This is a genomic window from Microbacterium sp. 67-17 (genome assembly GCF_001898325.1).
In the GTDB taxonomy this organism is placed as follows: domain Bacteria; phylum Actinomycetota; class Actinomycetes; order Actinomycetales; family Microbacteriaceae; genus Microbacterium; species Microbacterium schleiferi.
This window is the reverse complement of record NZ_MKTR01000012.1, coordinates 13,544-30,008: the sequence shown is the minus strand read 5'-3', so window position 1 is coordinate 30,008 and position 16,465 is coordinate 13,544. Positions and strand designations below refer to the sequence as shown.

Here is a 16,465-nt window from a genome sequence, read left to right as displayed (position 1 = left end):
GCGGCCTAGAATCATCCGGTGGCTTTTCCCGGGATCTCGCGCGCCCTCGACCGCTCCGAGCACTTCCGGGATGTGGTTGCGGCGGCTGCCGTCGATGCCGACGTCTCGGTTGTCGACGGCCTGGATGCCCCGCTGCTGAGCGCTCTCGTTCGTCGGCGCCGGGACGCGGGCAAGCCGCCTGTGTTGCTAGCGATAGCCCCGACCGGTCGCCGGGTTGAGTCGCTGATTCCGGCACTGCGGGCCCTTCTTCCCGAAGCGGCGGTGCTGCCCTTTCCCGCGTGGGAGACCCTGCCGCACGAGCGGCTGAGCCCCAGTCCTGAGACGGTTGGACGCCGGCTGGAGACGCTCGCCCGTGTCGCATCCTCTGCTGGGGCGCAGCCGGTCGTCGTCGTCGCGTCGGTGCGCGCGGCGCTGCAGCCGCTGGCCGCGGGGCTTGCCGCGGTCGAACCGGTGCGGCTGCGTGCCGGTGAACGCGGCCACGATCTGGCGGTGATCGTCGAGCGGCTGGTCGAACTTGCCTACCACCGTGTGGATATGGTCTCGCGTCGCGGCGAGTTCGCGGTGCGCGGCGGCATCCTGGATGTGTTCCCGACCGTCGCCGACCATCCGTATCGTGTGGAGTTCTTCGGCGACGAGGTCGAGCAGATCCGCACGTTCTCGGTCGCTGACCAGCGTTCCCTGCCTGGCGCGGTCGAAGCCGTCGATCTCCTTCCCGGGCGCGAGCTCCTGCTCACAGCCGATGTTCGCGCTCGTGCACGGCAGCTGGCCGCGGAGTTCGCGGGGCTGCAGGGGATGCTCGAGAAGATGGCGGAGGGGATCCCTGCCGAGGGGATGGAGTCGTTGACGCCGGCGCTCGTGCCGCGGATGGCGACACTCGTCGACTATCTGCCCGAGGGATCCGCCGTTGTCCTCGTGGACCCCGAGCGGTCCCGCACGCGGGCACGGACTCTCGCCGAGACCAACCACGAGTTCCTGGAAGCCGCGTGGAGCGCAGCGACGGCTGGTGCGAGCACGCCGGTCGATCTCGGAGGGGGCGACTTTCTGACGATTGCCCAGTTGCGGGCGGCGGTTCACGATCGCTCCGGCGTGTGGTGGACGCTGAGCCCCTTCGACTCGGGAGCCGCCGACGCGGCAGCCGAGGGGCTGCTCGCGGACGACCTCGATGACATGCTCGGCGATGCGCCCGTGAGGATTCCCGCACGGCCGGTGCCGTCGTTCCACGGCAACGTCGAGGGGGCCACCGCCTATGTCGGGGAACGGGTTGCCGCAGGCTGGAGCGTTGTCGTCACGGCATCCGGCACGGGACTGGTCGAACGCGCCCGCGACGTGCTCGCCGACCGCGAGATCGCGGCGGCCATCATTGACGATGCGGATGCCTCGCCCGAGCCCGGCCGCGTCTTGCTCGCGGTGGCCCAACTCGAGCGCGGGTTCGAGCTCGAGGACGCCCAACTGGCTGTGCTCACGGAGTCCGAGTTCTACGGACGCACGATTGGCGGCGACAGCCGTGTCGTCAAGAAGCTCGCGTCCAAGCGCCGGAACGTCGTCGATCCACTGCAACTGGCTCCCGGCGATCACGTGGTGCACGCCACGCACGGGATCGGACGGTTCGTCGAGCTCGCCAAGCGCGAGGTGTCGTCGGGTGGCCGCAATCCGGTCAAGAGCGTGCGCGAGTACGTCGTGCTCGAATACGCGCCGTCCAAGCGCGGGTACCCCGGCGACAAGCTCATGGTGCCGACCGACCAGCTCGATCTTCTTTCGCGGTACGTGGGCGGTGAGGCGCCGACCCTCTCGAAGATGGGCGGCAGCGATTGGGCGCAGGCGAAGGGCCGCGCGCGCAAGGCGGTGCGCGATATCGCCGTCGAACTCGTCAAGCTCTACTCGGCGCGGATGGCTGCGAAGGGTCATGCCTTCGGACCCGACACGCCGTGGCAGCGCGAACTCGAAGAGGCATTCCCGTTCGCCGAGACGATGGATCAGCTGCAGACCATCGACGAGATCAAAGCCGACATGGAGCGGCCGATCCCCATGGACCGACTCTTGTCGGGGGACGTCGGCTTCGGCAAGACCGAGGTTGCCGTGCGGGCCGCGTTCAAGGCGATCCAGGACGGCAAGCAGGTCGCGATGCTCGTGCCGACGACGCTGCTTGTCAAGCAGCACCTCGAGACGTTCACCGAGCGCTTCGCAGGCTTCCCCGTGAAGGTCAAGGCGCTCTCGCGCTTCCAGACCGACAAGGAGGCGCGCGAGACTCTCGCCGGCCTCACCGATGGCACCGTCGACATGGTCATCGGCACGCACCGGATCCTCACCGAGAAGGTGATCTTCAAGGATCTCGGCCTCATGATCATCGACGAGGAGCAGCGGTTCGGTGTCGAGCACAAGGATGCCCTGAAGAAGCTCAAGACGAACGTCGACATCCTCGCGATGAGCGCGACGCCCATCCCTCGAACCCTGGAAATGGCGGTGACCGGCATCCGGGAGATGTCGACGCTGCAAACACCACCCGAAGACCGGCATCCGATCCTCACCTACGTCGGCGCCCGCAACGACAAGCAGATCGCGGCAGCGATTCGCCGGGAGCTGCTGCGGGAAGGTCAGGTCTTCTACGTCCACAATCGCGTGAGTTCCATCCAGCGGGTCGCGAGCGAGCTGGCGGAGCTCGTGCCCGAGGCGCGGGTCGTGGTCGCTCACGGGCAGATGGGCGAGCACCAGCTCGAGCAGGTCGTCGACGACTTCTGGGAGCGCAAGGCCGACGTGCTCGTCTCGACGACGATCATCGAGACCGGCCTCGATATCGCCAACGCCAACACGATCATCATCGACCGGGCCGACAAGTACGGACTCTCGCAGCTGCATCAGCTGCGTGGGCGCGTGGGACGCGGTCGTGAGCGGGCCTATGCGTACTTCCTGTACGACGACGCGAAGCCACTCTCAGAGACCGCTGCCGACCGTCTCGAGACGATCGCTGTCAACAACGATCTCGGCAGCGGCATGCAGGTCGCGCTCAAGGACCTCGAATTGCGCGGGGCTGGAAACCTCCTCGGTGCCGAGCAGGCGGGCCACATCGCAGGGGTCGGGTTCGACCTGTATCTGCGGATGATCGGTGAGGCTGTCGCGACCTTCCGCGGCGAAGACGTCGAGGGTCCGGCTGAGTTGCGGCTCGAGCTTCCCGTGCAGGCCCGGATCCCCGAGGACTACATCGACAGCGAGCGGCTCCGGCTCGAGGCTTACCAGAAGCTCTCTGCCGCGGCATCCGCGACGGCCAAGGATGACGCGATCGACGCCGTCATCGAGGAGCTCACCGACCGCTACGGCGAGCCCCCGGCGGAGGTCGCGGGGCTGCTTTCGATGGCGCGGCTGCGGCGTCGCGCCGCGCGCGCAGGCCTGACGGATGTCGTCGCGATGGGGCCGAACCTGCGGATCGCGCCCGCGCGCCTGGCGGATTCGATGCGCGTGCGCCTGCAGCGGCTGTATCCCGCAGCCAAGCTGTTGGCCGGTGGCGAGGCTGTCGTCGTGCCGTTGCCCCGCGCTGGCGGTGAGCCAGTGGCAGAAGCCGACCTCATCGCATGGGTCGACACGCTTCTCGGTCAGCTCTGGCCCGAGCCCGTCGCCGCTGACACTGGCGCTCCGGCAGTCCAGGACTAGGCGGGCGGGAGGATCTGGCCGATCGGCTCGCGCTTCTCGGCCTGGAATCGGTCCTCCGTGCGACCGCGCGCCCAGTACCCCGAGAGCGAGACCTGTCCCCGCTCGAGCGCGTGCTCATCGAAGAACACGCGCCGTAGTTCCTTCATCGCCTCGCGCTCGCCGTGGGCGAAGACCTGTACGCGGCCCTCACGCCAGGTGATCGTCCGAACGGCGTCAGCCAGTGCCGATACCGCGTGATCGGGGTTGGTGATCCAGACGAGGTCGACACCGGCGGGGTGATCGAGATCAATGAAGTCCGCGTCGGTGTCGACTTCGATGATCGCCGTGCCCGTTGCATGGGCGGGGAGGGCGTCGAGAGTCGCGGCGATGGCGGGCACGGCCGAGAGATCGCCCGCGAGCAGGTGCCAGTCGGCGTCCAGGTCGGGGGAGTATCCGCCACCCGGACCCATGAGACTGATGGTTGCGCCAGGTTTCACGGTCGCCGCCCAAGGCCCCGCGAGCCCCTCGTCCCCGTGGATGACGAAGTCGACGTCGATCGCCTGTGCGGCATGGTCGACACGGCGCACCGTGTACGTCCGCGTCACCGGGTGGGACTCGGGCTCCGGAGTCGTGAACTTCAGCTTCACGTACTTGTCTGTATCGGGCCTGTCGTGGAACTGTGCGAAGCCGGGCCCGCCGAGGCGGACGCGCACCAGGTGCGGGTTCAGCCAGGTCGTCTCGAGCACGGTGAACTCGATCGTCGGTCGGGGCGCACGGGTCGTGGTTCGGGAGGAGAGTGCCATCCCCTCCACGGTAGACCCCGCTCGCAGCATCCCGGGGCATCAGGGCGTGCCGAGCGCGGTACGCTGACACCGATCGAGGAGGATCGATGCGGTTCGAGCACCTCGGGGCGCAGCCCCGCATCCACACCACCGCCGTCGTCGCGCCGAGCGCGGTGATCTCGGGCGACGTCACCATCGGCGCGCATTCGCAAGTCCTGCACGGCGCCGTCATCACCGCCGAGGGCGGTGCAATTACGATCGGCGAGAGCGTCATCGTGATGGAGAACGCGCTGATCCGGGCAAGCGCGACAGATCCCGTGCATATCGGGGACCACGTGCTGGTCGGGCCGATGGCCAGTATCTCGGGAGCGACCGTAGCTGATGAGGTGTTCCTCGCCACGGGAACGCGCGTCTTCAACGGTGCGCGAATCGGCGAGCGCAGCGAGGTTCGCATCAACGCTGTGGTGCACCTGCGCACCGTTCTTGCCGCGGACACGGTCGTGCCGATCGCGTGGGTTGCCGTCGGAAACCCGGCGCAGCTCTACTCGCCGGACCGGCACGACGAGATCTGGGACGCGCAGAAAGAGCTGGACTTCCCGGGTTACGTGTTCGGGCTCGACCGCGAGACACCGGATCTGATGGTCCAGCTCACGGAGCGCTACGGACGAAGCCTCGCCCGGCACGCCGACGACACTCGCCTCGATTGAGCGGTCAGTCCCAGTTCACGCCGCACTCGCGGCACAGGAACACGACGGCATCCTGGACTTCGATTTCGTCCTGCACTTCAGCCCGCCGCTCGAACTCGATGGCAAACCATGCGACGTCGTCGACGCTGACGTCATCGGTGCCGCACAGCGGGCAGGTCTCCGTGGTCGCGATCGCCATGCCCAGACGCTAACCCTGCCCACTGACACGGATGGCAGCGACGCGCGATCCGCGCAGGATCATCCCGTGTTCTGCAGGCCCGCAGCGACCCCGCTCACCGAGAGCAGCAAGAGGCGCTGCTGATCGGGATCGGCGGGGGAGTCGGATGCCGCGGCGTCCCGAAGCCCGCGCAGCGCCCGCAGCTGAAGCAGCGACAGTGCGTCAACATACGGGCTTCGCAGTTTCACGGCACGCTGCAGCACGGGTTTGTTGGCGAGCACCTCGTCGCCGCCGGTGAGTCTGATGACCCAGGATCGGGTCAGCGCCATCTCATCGAGCACGAGACCGGCGAGGTCGTCGCGGTCACCGAGCTCGAGATATCGGCGCGCGATGCGGGGGTCGGTCTTGGCAAGGCTCATCCCGACGTTGTCGATCATGGTTCTAAAAAGCGGCCACTGCTCGTAAGCCTCGCGCAGCAGCTCCTCGTCGCCGACGGCATCCAGCGCGGTCCCCAGGCCGAACCACCCGGCGAGGTTGATGCGCGCCTGCGCCCAGGCGAACACCCACGGGATGGCGCGGAGGTCAGCGAGCGACTCGACCGACAGGCCGCGCCGCGCGGGACGGGAGCCGAGGGCCAGCAGTCCGATCTCTTCCATCGGGGTGACCTGCGCGAACCACGGCGCGAATCCGGGGGCTTTGACCAGATCGAAGAAGCGCTGACGGGATGCGGCATCCAACGTCGCTGCCACCTCGGCGAACTTGCGAGCAGCGCCCGAGTTGCGCCGCTCGATCGAGGGCGCGGATGCCAGCAGCACAGCGGCGGCGACCTGGTCGATGTGGCGCATCGCGATCTCGGGGTCGCCGTAGCGGGCGAAGATCACCTCGCCCTGCTCGGTGAGCTTGAAGCGGCCGTCGACCGAGTGCGGTGGCTGAGCAAGGATCGCGGAGTTCGCCGGCCCGCCGCCGCGACCGAGCGCACCGCCGCGACCGTGGAAGAGCGTGAGTTCGATCCCTTCGTCCTTGGCCCAGGCGGCGATCTCAGCCTGTGCCTCGTACAGCGCGAGTGTGGCGGCGACCGGGCCGACATCTTTCGACGAGTCGGAATAGCCGAGCATGACCTCCAGGCGCCGACCGGTGCGCTCGAGGCGATCCGCGAACTCCGGGTGCTGCACGATCTCTGCGAGGATCCCGGGCGCTGCCTGCAGGTCGGCGAAGGTTTCGAAGAGGGGGATCACGTCGAGCGCCGGCGTCCGCCCGCCCTCGCCGACCGCGTAACGGGCCAGGCGGTGGACGTTGGCGAGATCCTCGGCGGACTGCGTGAACGACACGATGTAGCGGCCCGCTGCTGCCGGTCCGTACCGCTCCTGCAGGAAGGCGATCGTGCGGAAGACCTCGAGCACCTCGTCGGCCTGCTCGGAAAGTTCGCCGGTCGATCCGGCAGCCGCATCCAGCTCCGCGAGCACCTTTGCGTGCACGGCCGAGTGCTGCCGCACCTCGAGCTCCGCGAGGTGGAATCCGTAGGTCTCGACCTGCCAGATCAGCTGCTGCAGGTGCCCGTAGGCCTGGCGGGCAGCTCCCGCCGCGACGAGCGAGTCCTGAACCGTGCGCAGGTCGGCGAGGAGCTCGCTCGGCTCACGGTAAGCAAGATCGGCATCCCGCAGGCGCGTCGCGTCGATCTTGCGCGCGAGCATCAGCAGGATGCGGCGGTGCGGCTCATTCGGCGATCGCTTCGCGATCTCGGTAGCCGCCTCTTCGTCTGCGGCCTTCAGGCGCTTCCAGAGGGCCAGCAGTGCGTCTGAGGGCGGTGTCGTGTCGGCATCCAGGGTGAGTGTCCGCCCGATGCGCTGCGTCGTGCGCTCGAGCCCCAACAGGATGTGTTCGGCGGCGATGCCCGCCGCTTTGCGGGTCACGGATGCCGTCACGAACGGGTTCCCGTCGCGGTCGCCGCCGACCCACGACCCCACACGCACGAAGGGGGTTACCAGCGGTGCGCGACCGCCCGCGTTCGTGCCCTGCAGCATGTCATCGAGGCGCCGATACACGGCGGGGACCACGGTGTAGAGCGTCTCGTCGAAGATCGCCATGACCGAGCGCACCTCGTCGACCGGCGACGGCTTCTCGGGGCGAAGCGGGGCCGTGCGCCACAGGGTGTCGATCTCTTCGACCATGCGCCGTTCCAGACGCGCCGGGTCGTTGCCATCGCGCAGGCGGTCGTCGTGCTCCTGCAGCAGCCCCGCGAGGCGGCGGATGCTCGATGAAATCGCCCGGCGACGCGCCTCGGTGGGGTGCGCCGTGAAAACGGGGTGGAAGCGCAGCGCCTGCAGGCGGGTGAGCGCGGCATCCTCACCGACTTCGTCGGCAAGGCGCGCGTAGGCGGCCTCGATCGAGTCGGCGGCGCCTTCGCTATCGGGGCGACCGTCGCGCTCGCGCACGATCCGCACCCGCTGGTGCTCTTCGACAAGGTTCACGAGGTGGAAGTACGCGGTGAAGGCGCGGGCCACCTCGTGGGCACGTTCGATCGAGAATGACTCGGCGACCTCGGTGGCGTGCGCGAAGGCCTCGGGCGTCTCATCCGTATAGGCCTGGATCGTCGCGAGGCGCAGGCGCTCGACATCCTCGAACAGTCCCGGCGACCCGCTCTCGCGGAGTACTTCACCCAGCAGTGAGCCGAGCAGGCGCACATCGGCGCGCATCTGTTCCGGGATCTCCTGACCCGCTTCGTATCGGCCGACAAGGTCGATGGCTTCGGTCCGGGTCAGTTCGTACATGGATTCCACCGTAATGGCCAGGTGTTTCATCAAGGTGACGGGTGACGACTCGTGACAGGGCGCGATCCGAGCCGTCTTCGAGGCGCACTGCGCCCCGCCGGTAGGATAGGGGCTGGAGAGCCGGGAAGTCTGGTCGGCATCGGCTGCCGCATCCCCGAAAGGACTCCATGTCGTTGCTTCGCTCTGCGCGCTTTCCCGCCATCATGCTGCTGGTTGCAGCCGCCGCGGGACTCATCATCGCGAACTCTCCGATCGGCCATAGTGTGCAAGACCTGCAGCACACCTATGTCGGCATCCCCGGTGTCTTCGAGCTCTCGGTGGGTCATTGGGTCGCTGACGGGCTCCTTGCCCTGTTCTTCTTCGTCGTCGCCGTCGAGTTGCAGTTCGAGCTGACCAACGGGCAGCTCAACTCCGCCCGCAAGGCGCTGCAGCCGGCGATCGCTGCGGCCGGCGGGGTGATCGTTCCGATCGTCGTCTACCTTGCGTTCGCGTGGGGCACGGAGTCTGCTGACGGGTGGCCGATCCCCACCGCGACAGACATCGCTTTCGCCCTCGGTGTTCTCGCCGTCTTCGGTCGGGGCCTTCCCTCGGGCGTGCGGATCTTCCTGCTCGCCCTCGCGATCCTCGACGACATCGTCGGCATCATCTTCATCGCTGTGCTTTTCACCGATGGTGTGAACATCGCGCTCCTTGCGGCAGCAGCAGTACTCGTCGTGCTCTTCGGGTACCTGAGCCGCAAACTCGACACCCGGGCGCGCCCCGCGGTCATCCCCATCCTCCTCGTGCTCGCGGTTGCGACCTGGGTTCTCGTCTATCTCTCGGGCGTTCACGCCACCATCGCCGGCGTCGCCCTGGGGCTCGCGATGGCGCAGCAACCGGCGCTTCACACCCGGCATGCGATGGAGCCGTGGGTCAACGGCATCGTGCTGCCGCTGTTCGCCTTTTCGTCGGCTCTTGTCATCATCCCGGCGGTGTCGATCGACGAACTCACGCCGGCTTTCTACGGCATCCTGATCGCGCTCCCCGTCGGGAAGATTCTCGGCATTTCGCTGTTCGGGTGGATCTCACAGCGGGTCGCGCACGACCCCGCGATGCCACGGCTGCCGATGGCTGACCTCATTGCCGCCGGCGCGCTCGGCGGCATCGGGTTCACCGTGTCGCTGCTGTTGTCCGAGCTCGCGTTCACAGGCAACGACCTCCTCACCGACGAAGCAGTGCTCGGCGTGCTCTCGGGCTCCTTGATCTCCGTCATCATCGCCGGCATCCTCGTGTCGGCGCGTGCCCGTCACTACCGCCGGCGGGCAAGCGGTGCCGCCATTGAGTCGAGTGAGGCAGCGACGTCATGACACACTCCGTCGAGCCCTCGTCCGTCGATCCGCTGCGCCACGCTGCCGACACGATGCGAGCGGTGCGCGACAGGTGTGTCTGGACGCAGCAGATCGATCATCGGGCACTCGTGCCCTACCTCGTCGAAGAGAGCGCCGAACTGATCGATGCTGTCGAGGTGGGGACGCGCGCCGATCTGCGCGAGGAACTGGGCGACCTGCTGTGGCAGGTGCTGTTCCACGCCGAGATCGCCTCGCGCGACAGCGACGATCCCTTCGACATCGATGATGTTGCCCGCACCCTCACCGACAAGATGGTGCGCCGGCATCCGCACGTGTTCGCCGGCGAGACTGCCGACACGCCTGAGCAGGTTCTCGTGCTGTGGAACGCCGCGAAGGCCGAAGAAAAGCGCAGTCGCACGAGTGTGCTCGATGGCGTGAGTGAACGGATGCCGACCCTGGCACTCGCGCAGAAGCTGGTGGGCAAGGCCTCCTCGCTGCCGGCATCCGTGGCGCCGACGGTGGGCGAGGCCGGTTCGGACGATCCCGCCACACCTGCCTCCGAAGCCGAACTGGGCGACGCGCTCCTCGCCCTCGTCGCGGCCGCCCGTGAGCACGGTTGGGATGCGGAGCGCGCACTGCGCCAGCGGCTGCGCACGCTCTCGGAAGAGATCCGGGCTGCCGAAGCGAAGCTCGCCGACCTGGAAGAATAGGCCGGTGCCACCCGTCACCCCGCCGCGCGGCATGCGCGATTTCCTCCCCGCCGACAAGGCTCGCCGCGAGCGCGTGCTCGCCGTCATCCGGCAGCGCTACCGCGCCCATGGCTTCGATGAGATCGAAACCCCGGTGGTCGAGGACTACGAGCGGCTGCACGCCGGTATCGGTGGAGACAACGAGAAGCTCGCCTACAACGTCCTGCGGCGCGGACTGGATGCTGACGGCATCCGTGCGGCAGCCGACGATCCTGCGGCGCTCTCGGATCTGGGGCTGCGCTACGACCTGACAGTGCCGCTTGCACGGTTCTATGCGAGCCACCGGGCCGAACTTCCCGGGGTGTTCCGTGCCGTGCAGATCGCGCCGGTGTGGCGAGCAGAGCGGCCCCAGAAGGGGCGATACCGCCAGTTCGTGCAGTGCGACATCGACATCATCGGCGATGCTTCCTCGCGCGCCGAAGCCGAGCTCATCACCGCGACCCTCGACGCGCTGGATGCCCTCGGGCTCGAGGGCGGCATCGTCCGCGTGAACGACCGCCGCCTGTTGGACGCGATGCTCGACCACTTCAGCTTTCCCGAGGCAGAGCGACCCGGCGTCCTCATCACGATCGACAAGCTCGACAAGATCGGTGCCGCCGGAGTCGCGACCGAGCTGCGTGAGCGCTCGGCTGCACCCGAGGCCGTCGATGCCTTTGCGGAGTTCCTGGCGCGCGAGAAGGGCGCGGTGAACGGATTCGACGACGAGCAGATCCGTGCCGCGCTGCCCGACGGACTCGAAGGAGAGGCGATCGGCGCGCTCGCCGCGATCGGTGAGGCGGTCGCGGCAGCGCGCGGGGGAGAGGCGCCGCTCGTGTTCGACCCATTCCTCGTGCGCGGTATGGGCTACTACACCGGCACGATCTTCGAGATCGCCCACCCGCTGGTGTCCTACTCGCTCGGTGGTGGAGGACGCTACGACGGCATGATTGGCAGGTTCCTTGGCCAGGACGTTCCCGCCGTCGGGTTCTCGCTCGGCTTCGAGCGGCTGGTCGACCTCGTCGCCGACGCGGCCGATGACGACATCCACGCCGTCGTGCTCGTTCACGATCGCGAGGTCGAGGTCGCCGAGCTGATCGCCCTGAAGTCAGCTCTCGTGGCGCAGGGGAGTCGCGTGCGGCTCGAGCAGCGTCCGAAGAACCTCAAGCCGCTGCTCGAGCGGGCGACCGAAGACGGGTATACCCACTTCGCGGCAGTTCGCCCGGGATCCACGGTCGACACCCTCGAGATCAAGCCGCTCGGCTGATTCTTTCGGCGCTCATCCGTTCACCCGCTCGTCAACGGCGATTCAGATCGAGCGGATCAAATTGCCGCATGAGCCGGATCACGACCGGAGTGCTCTGGGGAGCTGCCGTGGTGGGCGCTGTTGCGACAACGGCACTCGCCACGCGCGCACTGCTCGATCGCCAGGCCGCGCAGGCCCGGCGACTCATCGGCAAGCCGCTGGGCGAGGATGCGCTCGAGGCGGACCGCGTGTGGCGCCGCAAGCTCGAGGGTGACCCGATCGAGCTTCTCGTGCTGGGGGACTCGATCGCGGCGGGACTCGGCGCGCAGCGGCGCAAGGAGACGCTCGGCGCGCGTCTGGCGATCGGACTCGCGAAGAAGGCGAAGCGCCCCGTGCGACTGCGCACCGCGGCGGTCGTCGGCTCGGAGTCTTCGGCCCTGGGCGCTCAGCTCGACGAGCTCGCTGATGACTATCGGCCGGATGTCGCCGTCATCGTCGTCGGCGGCAACGACATCACGCACCGCGTCGCCGTCTCCACCGCGGTGCGGCACCTGGTTGTGGCGATCGAACGGCTGCGGGCCCGCGGTGCGCAGGTCGTGGTGGGAAGTTGCCCAGACCTCGGGGCGCTACGGCCCGTGCCGCAACCGCTGCGATCGCTGGGGTCGCGGATGTCGCGCCAGCTCGCCGACGCTCAGGAGGACGCGGCGGTCGGCGCCGGCGCGTACGCCGTGTCACTGCGTCACGCCGTCGGACCCTTCTTCATCTCCCAGCCCGATGAGATGTTCAGTCTGGACCGCTTCCACCCGAGCCCGCTCGGGTACCGGCGCACCGCCGAGGCCCTTCTTCCGGCGGTTGCGGGAGCGCTGGGCTATGGGAGAACGAGCGCAGCGACCCGGTATCCGGTAGTGCAACTGATGCCCGCGTCGGGATCCTGACCGTCGCCTCCGATCTCTATATTTGTAGTTGTTCTACTTGAACTATAATTAATGGATGCTCCTCCGGATTGATCCCTCGCGGGATACCCCGCTGTGGGAGCAAATCGCTGGATCCGTCCGGGCGGAGATCGCCGGAGGGCGCCTGCGCGCGGGCGACCGGCTGCCGTCTGCGCGTGAGGTCGCAGCATCGCTCGATCTGAACCTGCACACCGTTCTGCGGGCCTATCAGCAGCTGCGTGACGAACGGCTCGTGGATCTGCGCCGCGGACGAGGGGCCCTTGTCACGGATGCCGCATCCGGGCTGCGTGACCTGCAGCGCGAGGTCCGCTCCCTCGCCGAGAGTGCCCGCCGGCGGGGAATTGCGCCCTCGGCCCTCGCCTCCCTGCTCACCGATGCCGATCCTCGCAGCTCTGCAGATAACTCGACCGATTCTTCCGAGGAGGAGATCCGATGACCGACTCACTGTCCGACCTCGCGCGTGCCCGGCGGGCCTTTATCTGGTGGGCGCTCATCGTCCCCCTCACGCTGACCGTCATCGCCGTTGTGGTTCAGGTGCTGGCCATCCCCGCGCTGCCCGATCCGGTCGCGGTGCACTGGGGCGCCTCCGGTGAACCGGACGGCTTCGCAGCGCCGTGGGTCGTCCCGGTTATCAGCGCAGCCGTCGGAGTGGGCCTCACAGCGCTCTTGGGTGTCTTCGCCTACGCGGGAGCACGACAGGGGGAGTGGGGTCCGACGCTTCGCTTCCTCGGCGCGATGACACCCGCCGCTGTGGCCGGCGTCCTCATGCTCGCCACCTGGTCGGTGCTGGGTCAGCGGGGGCTCGCGTCCGGGACCGATGCACCGAACATTGTTCCGGCCGTCGTAGCTGCGGCGGTGACGGGGTTGGTGCTGGGACTGGTCGGATGGTTCGCTCAGCCCGCCGTCACAGTCAGCGGGGGAAACGCCGCGCTGAGCGATGACGGCACTCTCGCACCGCTTGCACCGACCGAGCGCGTCTTGTGGCTGAGGAGCGTCACGATGTCCATGCCCGGCATGATCGCGTTGTATGCCCTCGTGGTGGTGATGCTAGGCGGGGCGATGGTGAGCTTCCTCACCTCAGGGAGCGCCGCAGTGATCCTTCTGATCGTGGGGCTGATCGTGGGCGCGCTCGTCGCCGCAACCACGATGTTCCGGGTGCGGATCGACGACCAAGGTCTGCGTGTCACGAGCTACCTCGGCATTCCGCGATTTCGGATTCCTCTGGGTGAGGTGAGTGCCGTGCACGCCGTCTTCGTCAGTCCCCTGGCGGACTTCGGCGGGTGGGGTGTGCGCTTCGCGATCGACGGACGTCGCGGTGTCGTTCTTCGGCGTGGCGAAGCACTCGAGGTGACACGGCGCAGTGGCCGCGTCTTTGTCGTCACCGTCGACGACGCCTCGACAGCCTCAGCGCTGTTGAATGCGCTGCGCCAGCGCGCTGCCGAGAAGACGATCTGACGATCGATGGGCGCGAGGGCACGTTCCCGGGAGATGTGCCTGCGCGACCCGTTGACCGCACGAGCCGGGCACGGTTGGCTGATGCCATGCCAGATCCCACCCCGGATGCGTGGACGCGCGTCGATCACTACTTGACCGAGACGCTCGTCGACCAGGATGCTGCGCTCGATGCCGCACTGGCAGAGCAGGGCCGCGCGGGGCTGCCCGCCATCGAGGTTGCCCCCGTGAACGCGAAACTCTTGCACCTGCTCGCCCGGATCGCCGGCGCCCGCAGGATTCTTGAGATCGGTACCCTCGGCGGCTATTCCACGATCTGGCTGGCCCGCGCTGTGCCGAACGGCGGAACGGTGGTCACGATCGAGGCCGAGCCGCTCAACGCGTCAATCGCGCGGGCCAACCTCGACCGTGCGGGCGTCGGGGATCGCGTGGACGTCCGCGTCGGGCGGGCCGCAGAGGTCCTGCCGACCCTTGCGGGCGACGATCCCTTCGATCTTGTCTTCATCGATGCCGACAAGGAATCCAACACGGTGTACCTCGACTGGGCGGCGCGCCTCGGGCGTCCGGGAACTGTCGTCGTCGTCGACAACATCGGCCGATCGGGCCAGGTCGCCGATCCTCACGACACCACGAGTCAGGTCGTCGGTACCCGGCAGGGGCTCGAGATGCTCCGCGAGGACCCGCGGTTCGATGCGACAGCACTGCAGACGCTGGATCGCAAAGGATGGGATGGGATCGCGCTCGCCGTCGTGGTCTGAGCTTTTCTCCGTCCGCGCGGGCCTGTGGCGCGGCATCCGTCGTCACTAGACTCGATGTCGGACCGACGACGCTCCGACACAACCCTCCCAAACAAGGAGTCCTTTCGTGGCATTGATTGAGGCTGTAGGCGCGCGCGAGATTCTCGATTCGCGCGGCAACCCGACCGTCGAGGTGGAAGTCCTCCTCGAAGACGGCACCGTTCAGCGGGCGGCCGTCCCGTCCGGTGCATCCACCGGCGCATTCGAAGCGTATGAACTGCGTGACGGCGACAAGAGCCGGTACGGCGGCAAGGGCGTGCTCAAGGCCGTCGCTGCCGTCATCGACGAGCTCGGGCCGGCGCTCGAGGGTGTGGATGCCAGCGAGCAGCGCATCGTCGACGAGATTCTCATCGAGACCGACGGAACCGACAACAAGTCGCGGTGCGGCGCCAACGCGATCCTCGGTGTGAGCTTGGCTGTCGCCAAGGCCGCGGCCGACAGCGCAGACCTGCCGCTGTTCCGCTACCTCGGTGGACCCAACGCGCACGTGCTGCCCGTTCCGCTGTTCAACGTCATCAACGGCGGCGAGCACGCCGACAACGGCATCGACTTCCAGGAGTTCTTCCTGGCACCCATCGGCGCCGAAACGTACGCTGAGTCGCTGCGCTGGGGCACCGAGACCTACCACGTCCTCAAGGGCGAGCTGAAGGCTGCGGGCTTCGCTACCGGCCTCGGCGACGAGGGCGGGTTCGCGCCCGACCTGCCCAGCAACCGCGAGGGCCTGGACTTCCTCATGAAGGCGATCGAGAAGGCCGGCTTCACTCCCGGCAAAGACATCGCCGTGGGTCTGGACGTTGCGGCCACGGAGTTCTTCTCCGACGGCGTCTACACCGTTGAGGGCAAGCCGTGGACGGCAGCTGAGCTCACCGACTACTTCGCGGACCTGGTCGCGAACTACCCGATCGTCACGATCGAGGATGCGCTGGCCGAAGACGACTGGGACGCCTGGAAGGCGCTCACCGACGCGATCGGTTCGAAGGTGCAGCTGGTCGGTGACGACCTGTTCGTGACCAACCCGAGCCGCCTGCAGCGGGGCATCGACCTGGGCGTTGCCAACGCGCTGCTCGTGAAGGTCAACCAGATCGGCACGCTGTCCGAGACCCTGGATGCCGTTGCCCTTGCCACCTCGAACGGCTACCGGTCGATGCTCTCGCACCGTTCGGGCGAGACGGAAGACACCACGATCGCCGACCTCGCGGTGGCCGTGAACTGCGGTCAGATCAAGACCGGTGCGCCTGCTCGCAGCGAGCGCGTCGCGAAATACAATCAGCTTCTGCGCATCGAAGAAGAGCTCGGCGACGCGGCGGTCTTCGCCGGTCGTGGAGCCTTCCCCCGTTTCACAGGCTGATGCGCTCGAACTGACCTGACGAGAGGGGAGCCGTGATGACCAGTCCGGCTCCCCGTTCTCGTTCTCCCCGTGCTCGCTCGCCACGCCGCGTCGACGTGCGGGGCTGGCTCGGCGGCATCCGGCTCTCGGGCTTCATGGTGATCATGCTGGGGCTTGTGGTCCTCGCAGCTTTCGTGTTGGTTCCCACCGTCGGCACCTACCTGGAGCAGCGTCAACGGATTGTTGCACTCGAGCAGGCAGTGCAGGTGACCGAGGACCAGATCGCTGCCCTTGAGACCGAGAAGGACCGGTGGCAAGACCCGGCCTACATCACGACCCAGGCCCGCGAGCGGCTGTACTACGTGCGCCCCGGTGAGGTTGTGTACCTCGTCGACAACGACCTGCCTGATTCGGCGATACCCGCCGAGCAGGCGCCGGTGAGCGACGAGGTGGTGCAAACCACGACCGACTGGATGTCGCAACTGGTGCGCTCAGTGACGGCGGCGGGGCTTGCGAAGACGGCTGCGCTTCCGGTCATCGGTGTTCCCGATCCCGATCCGTCGCCATCCGGTTCCCCAGTCGCGCCGTGACAGCGGGCGGCA

The 16,465-nt window shown here is 67.8% G+C and carries 14 protein-coding genes; 11 read left to right on the top strand and 3 right to left on the bottom strand.

Annotation, left to right across the window (positions count from 1 at the left end; genetic code table 11):
* Window positions 1-18 precede the first annotated feature (18 nt).
* Entirely contained in the window at window positions 19-3,642 is a 3,624-nt protein-coding gene (gene mfd, locus BGO47_RS04175; protein ID WP_292708857.1) for a transcription-repair coupling factor, read from the top strand.
* Here mfd and BGO47_RS04170 read toward each other — a convergent pair.
* The gene (locus tag BGO47_RS04170) at window positions 3,639-4,424 is read right to left on the bottom strand and encodes a siderophore-interacting protein (protein ID WP_292708855.1); all 786 of its coding nucleotides are present in this window, start codon (window positions 4,422-4,424) and stop codon (window positions 3,639-3,641) included. The two genes, mfd and BGO47_RS04170, sit on opposite strands and share 4 nt — an antisense overlap.
* Window positions 4,425-4,510: 86 nt before the next feature.
* Here BGO47_RS04170 and BGO47_RS04165 point away from each other — a divergent pair, with 86 nt between their 5' ends.
* Window positions 4,511-5,110, top strand: coding sequence for a gamma carbonic anhydrase family protein (locus BGO47_RS04165; RefSeq protein ID WP_292708853.1), 600 nt, complete (start codon window positions 4,511-4,513; stop codon window positions 5,108-5,110).
* A gap of 4 nt (window positions 5,111-5,114) precedes the next feature.
* Here BGO47_RS04165 and BGO47_RS04160 read toward each other — a convergent pair whose 3' ends face one another.
* Window positions 5,115-5,288 carry a hypothetical protein gene (locus BGO47_RS04160; protein ID WP_292708851.1) on the bottom strand — a complete coding sequence of 58 codons (174 nt, stop codon included), beginning with the start codon at window positions 5,286-5,288 and terminating at the stop codon, window positions 5,115-5,117.
* Between the two features lie 59 nt (window positions 5,289-5,347).
* Complete coding sequence (locus BGO47_RS04155) at window positions 5,348-8,035, bottom strand: phosphoenolpyruvate carboxylase (RefSeq protein ID WP_292708849.1); 2,688 nt, start codon at window positions 8,033-8,035, stop codon at window positions 5,348-5,350.
* Between the two features lie 167 nt (window positions 8,036-8,202).
* On the opposite strand from BGO47_RS04155, the gene nhaA reads away from it, so the two are divergent.
* The 9 genes from nhaA (at window position 8,203) to BGO47_RS04110 (ending at window position 16,453) form a co-directional block, all read left to right on the top strand.
* Window positions 8,203-9,381, top strand: a complete 1,179-nt coding sequence (nhaA, locus tag BGO47_RS04150; protein WP_292708847.1) for a Na+/H+ antiporter NhaA — start codon at window positions 8,203-8,205, stop codon at window positions 9,379-9,381.
* Entirely contained in the window at window positions 9,378-10,073 is a 696-nt protein-coding gene (locus BGO47_RS04145; RefSeq protein WP_292708845.1) for a MazG nucleotide pyrophosphohydrolase domain-containing protein, read from the top strand. Before nhaA ends, BGO47_RS04145 begins: the two co-directional genes overlap by 4 nt.
* A gap of 31 nt (window positions 10,074-10,104) precedes the next feature.
* Window positions 10,105-11,355: a histidine--tRNA ligase gene (gene hisS, locus BGO47_RS04140; protein WP_292709202.1), complete on the top strand. Its 1,251-nt coding sequence runs from the start codon at window positions 10,105-10,107 to the stop codon at window positions 11,353-11,355.
* A gap of 68 nt (window positions 11,356-11,423) precedes the next feature.
* The gene (locus BGO47_RS04135) at window positions 11,424-12,269 is read left to right on the top strand and encodes an SGNH/GDSL hydrolase family protein (RefSeq protein ID WP_292708843.1); all 846 of its coding nucleotides are present in this window, start codon (window positions 11,424-11,426) and stop codon (window positions 12,267-12,269) included.
* 55 nt (window positions 12,270-12,324) lie between these two features.
* Entirely contained in the window at window positions 12,325-12,723 is a 399-nt protein-coding gene (locus tag BGO47_RS04130; protein WP_292708841.1) for a GntR family transcriptional regulator, read from the top strand.
* Window positions 12,720-13,742, top strand: a complete 1,023-nt coding sequence (locus BGO47_RS04125) for a DUF1648 domain-containing protein (RefSeq protein WP_292708839.1) — start codon at window positions 12,720-12,722, stop codon at window positions 13,740-13,742. The genes BGO47_RS04130 and BGO47_RS04125 overlap by 4 nt, the downstream gene beginning before the upstream one ends.
* A gap of 86 nt (window positions 13,743-13,828) precedes the next feature.
* Complete coding sequence (locus BGO47_RS04120) at window positions 13,829-14,497, top strand: O-methyltransferase (protein ID WP_292708837.1); 669 nt, start codon at window positions 13,829-13,831, stop codon at window positions 14,495-14,497.
* Between the two features lie 106 nt (window positions 14,498-14,603).
* Window positions 14,604-15,884 (top strand): phosphopyruvate hydratase, encoded by a 1,281-nt coding sequence (eno, locus tag BGO47_RS04115; RefSeq protein WP_292708834.1) that lies wholly within the window; start codon window positions 14,604-14,606, stop codon window positions 15,882-15,884.
* 35 nt (window positions 15,885-15,919) lie between these two features.
* The gene (locus BGO47_RS04110) at window positions 15,920-16,453 is read left to right on the top strand and encodes a septum formation initiator family protein (RefSeq protein WP_292708832.1); all 534 of its coding nucleotides are present in this window, start codon (window positions 15,920-15,922) and stop codon (window positions 16,451-16,453) included.
* The last annotated feature ends 12 nt before the right edge of the window (window positions 16,454-16,465 follow it).

Coding starts and splice junctions, on each gene's coding strand:
- BGO47_RS04170 (WP_292708855.1), bottom strand. CDS start 4,424: ATGGCACTCTCCTCCCGAACCACGACCCGTGCGCCCCGACCGACGATC.
- BGO47_RS04165 (WP_292708853.1), top strand. CDS start 4,511: ATGCGGTTCGAGCACCTCGGGGCGCAGCCCCGCATCCACACCACCGCC.
- BGO47_RS04160 (WP_292708851.1), bottom strand. CDS start 5,288: ATGGCGATCGCGACCACGGAGACCTGCCCGCTGTGCGGCACCGATGAC.
- BGO47_RS04155 (WP_292708849.1), bottom strand. CDS start 8,035: ATGTACGAACTGACCCGGACCGAAGCCATCGACCTTGTCGGCCGATAC.
- nhaA (WP_292708847.1), top strand. CDS start 8,203: ATGTCGTTGCTTCGCTCTGCGCGCTTTCCCGCCATCATGCTGCTGGTT.
- BGO47_RS04145 (WP_292708845.1), top strand. CDS start 9,378: ATGACACACTCCGTCGAGCCCTCGTCCGTCGATCCGCTGCGCCACGCT.
- hisS (WP_292709202.1), top strand. CDS start 10,105: ATGCGCGATTTCCTCCCCGCCGACAAGGCTCGCCGCGAGCGCGTGCTC.
- BGO47_RS04135 (WP_292708843.1), top strand. CDS start 11,424: ATGAGCCGGATCACGACCGGAGTGCTCTGGGGAGCTGCCGTGGTGGGC.
- BGO47_RS04130 (WP_292708841.1), top strand. CDS start 12,325: ATGCTCCTCCGGATTGATCCCTCGCGGGATACCCCGCTGTGGGAGCAA.
- BGO47_RS04125 (WP_292708839.1), top strand. CDS start 12,720: ATGACCGACTCACTGTCCGACCTCGCGCGTGCCCGGCGGGCCTTTATC.
- BGO47_RS04120 (WP_292708837.1), top strand. CDS start 13,829: ATGCCAGATCCCACCCCGGATGCGTGGACGCGCGTCGATCACTACTTG.
- BGO47_RS04110 (WP_292708832.1), top strand. CDS start 15,920: ATGACCAGTCCGGCTCCCCGTTCTCGTTCTCCCCGTGCTCGCTCGCCA.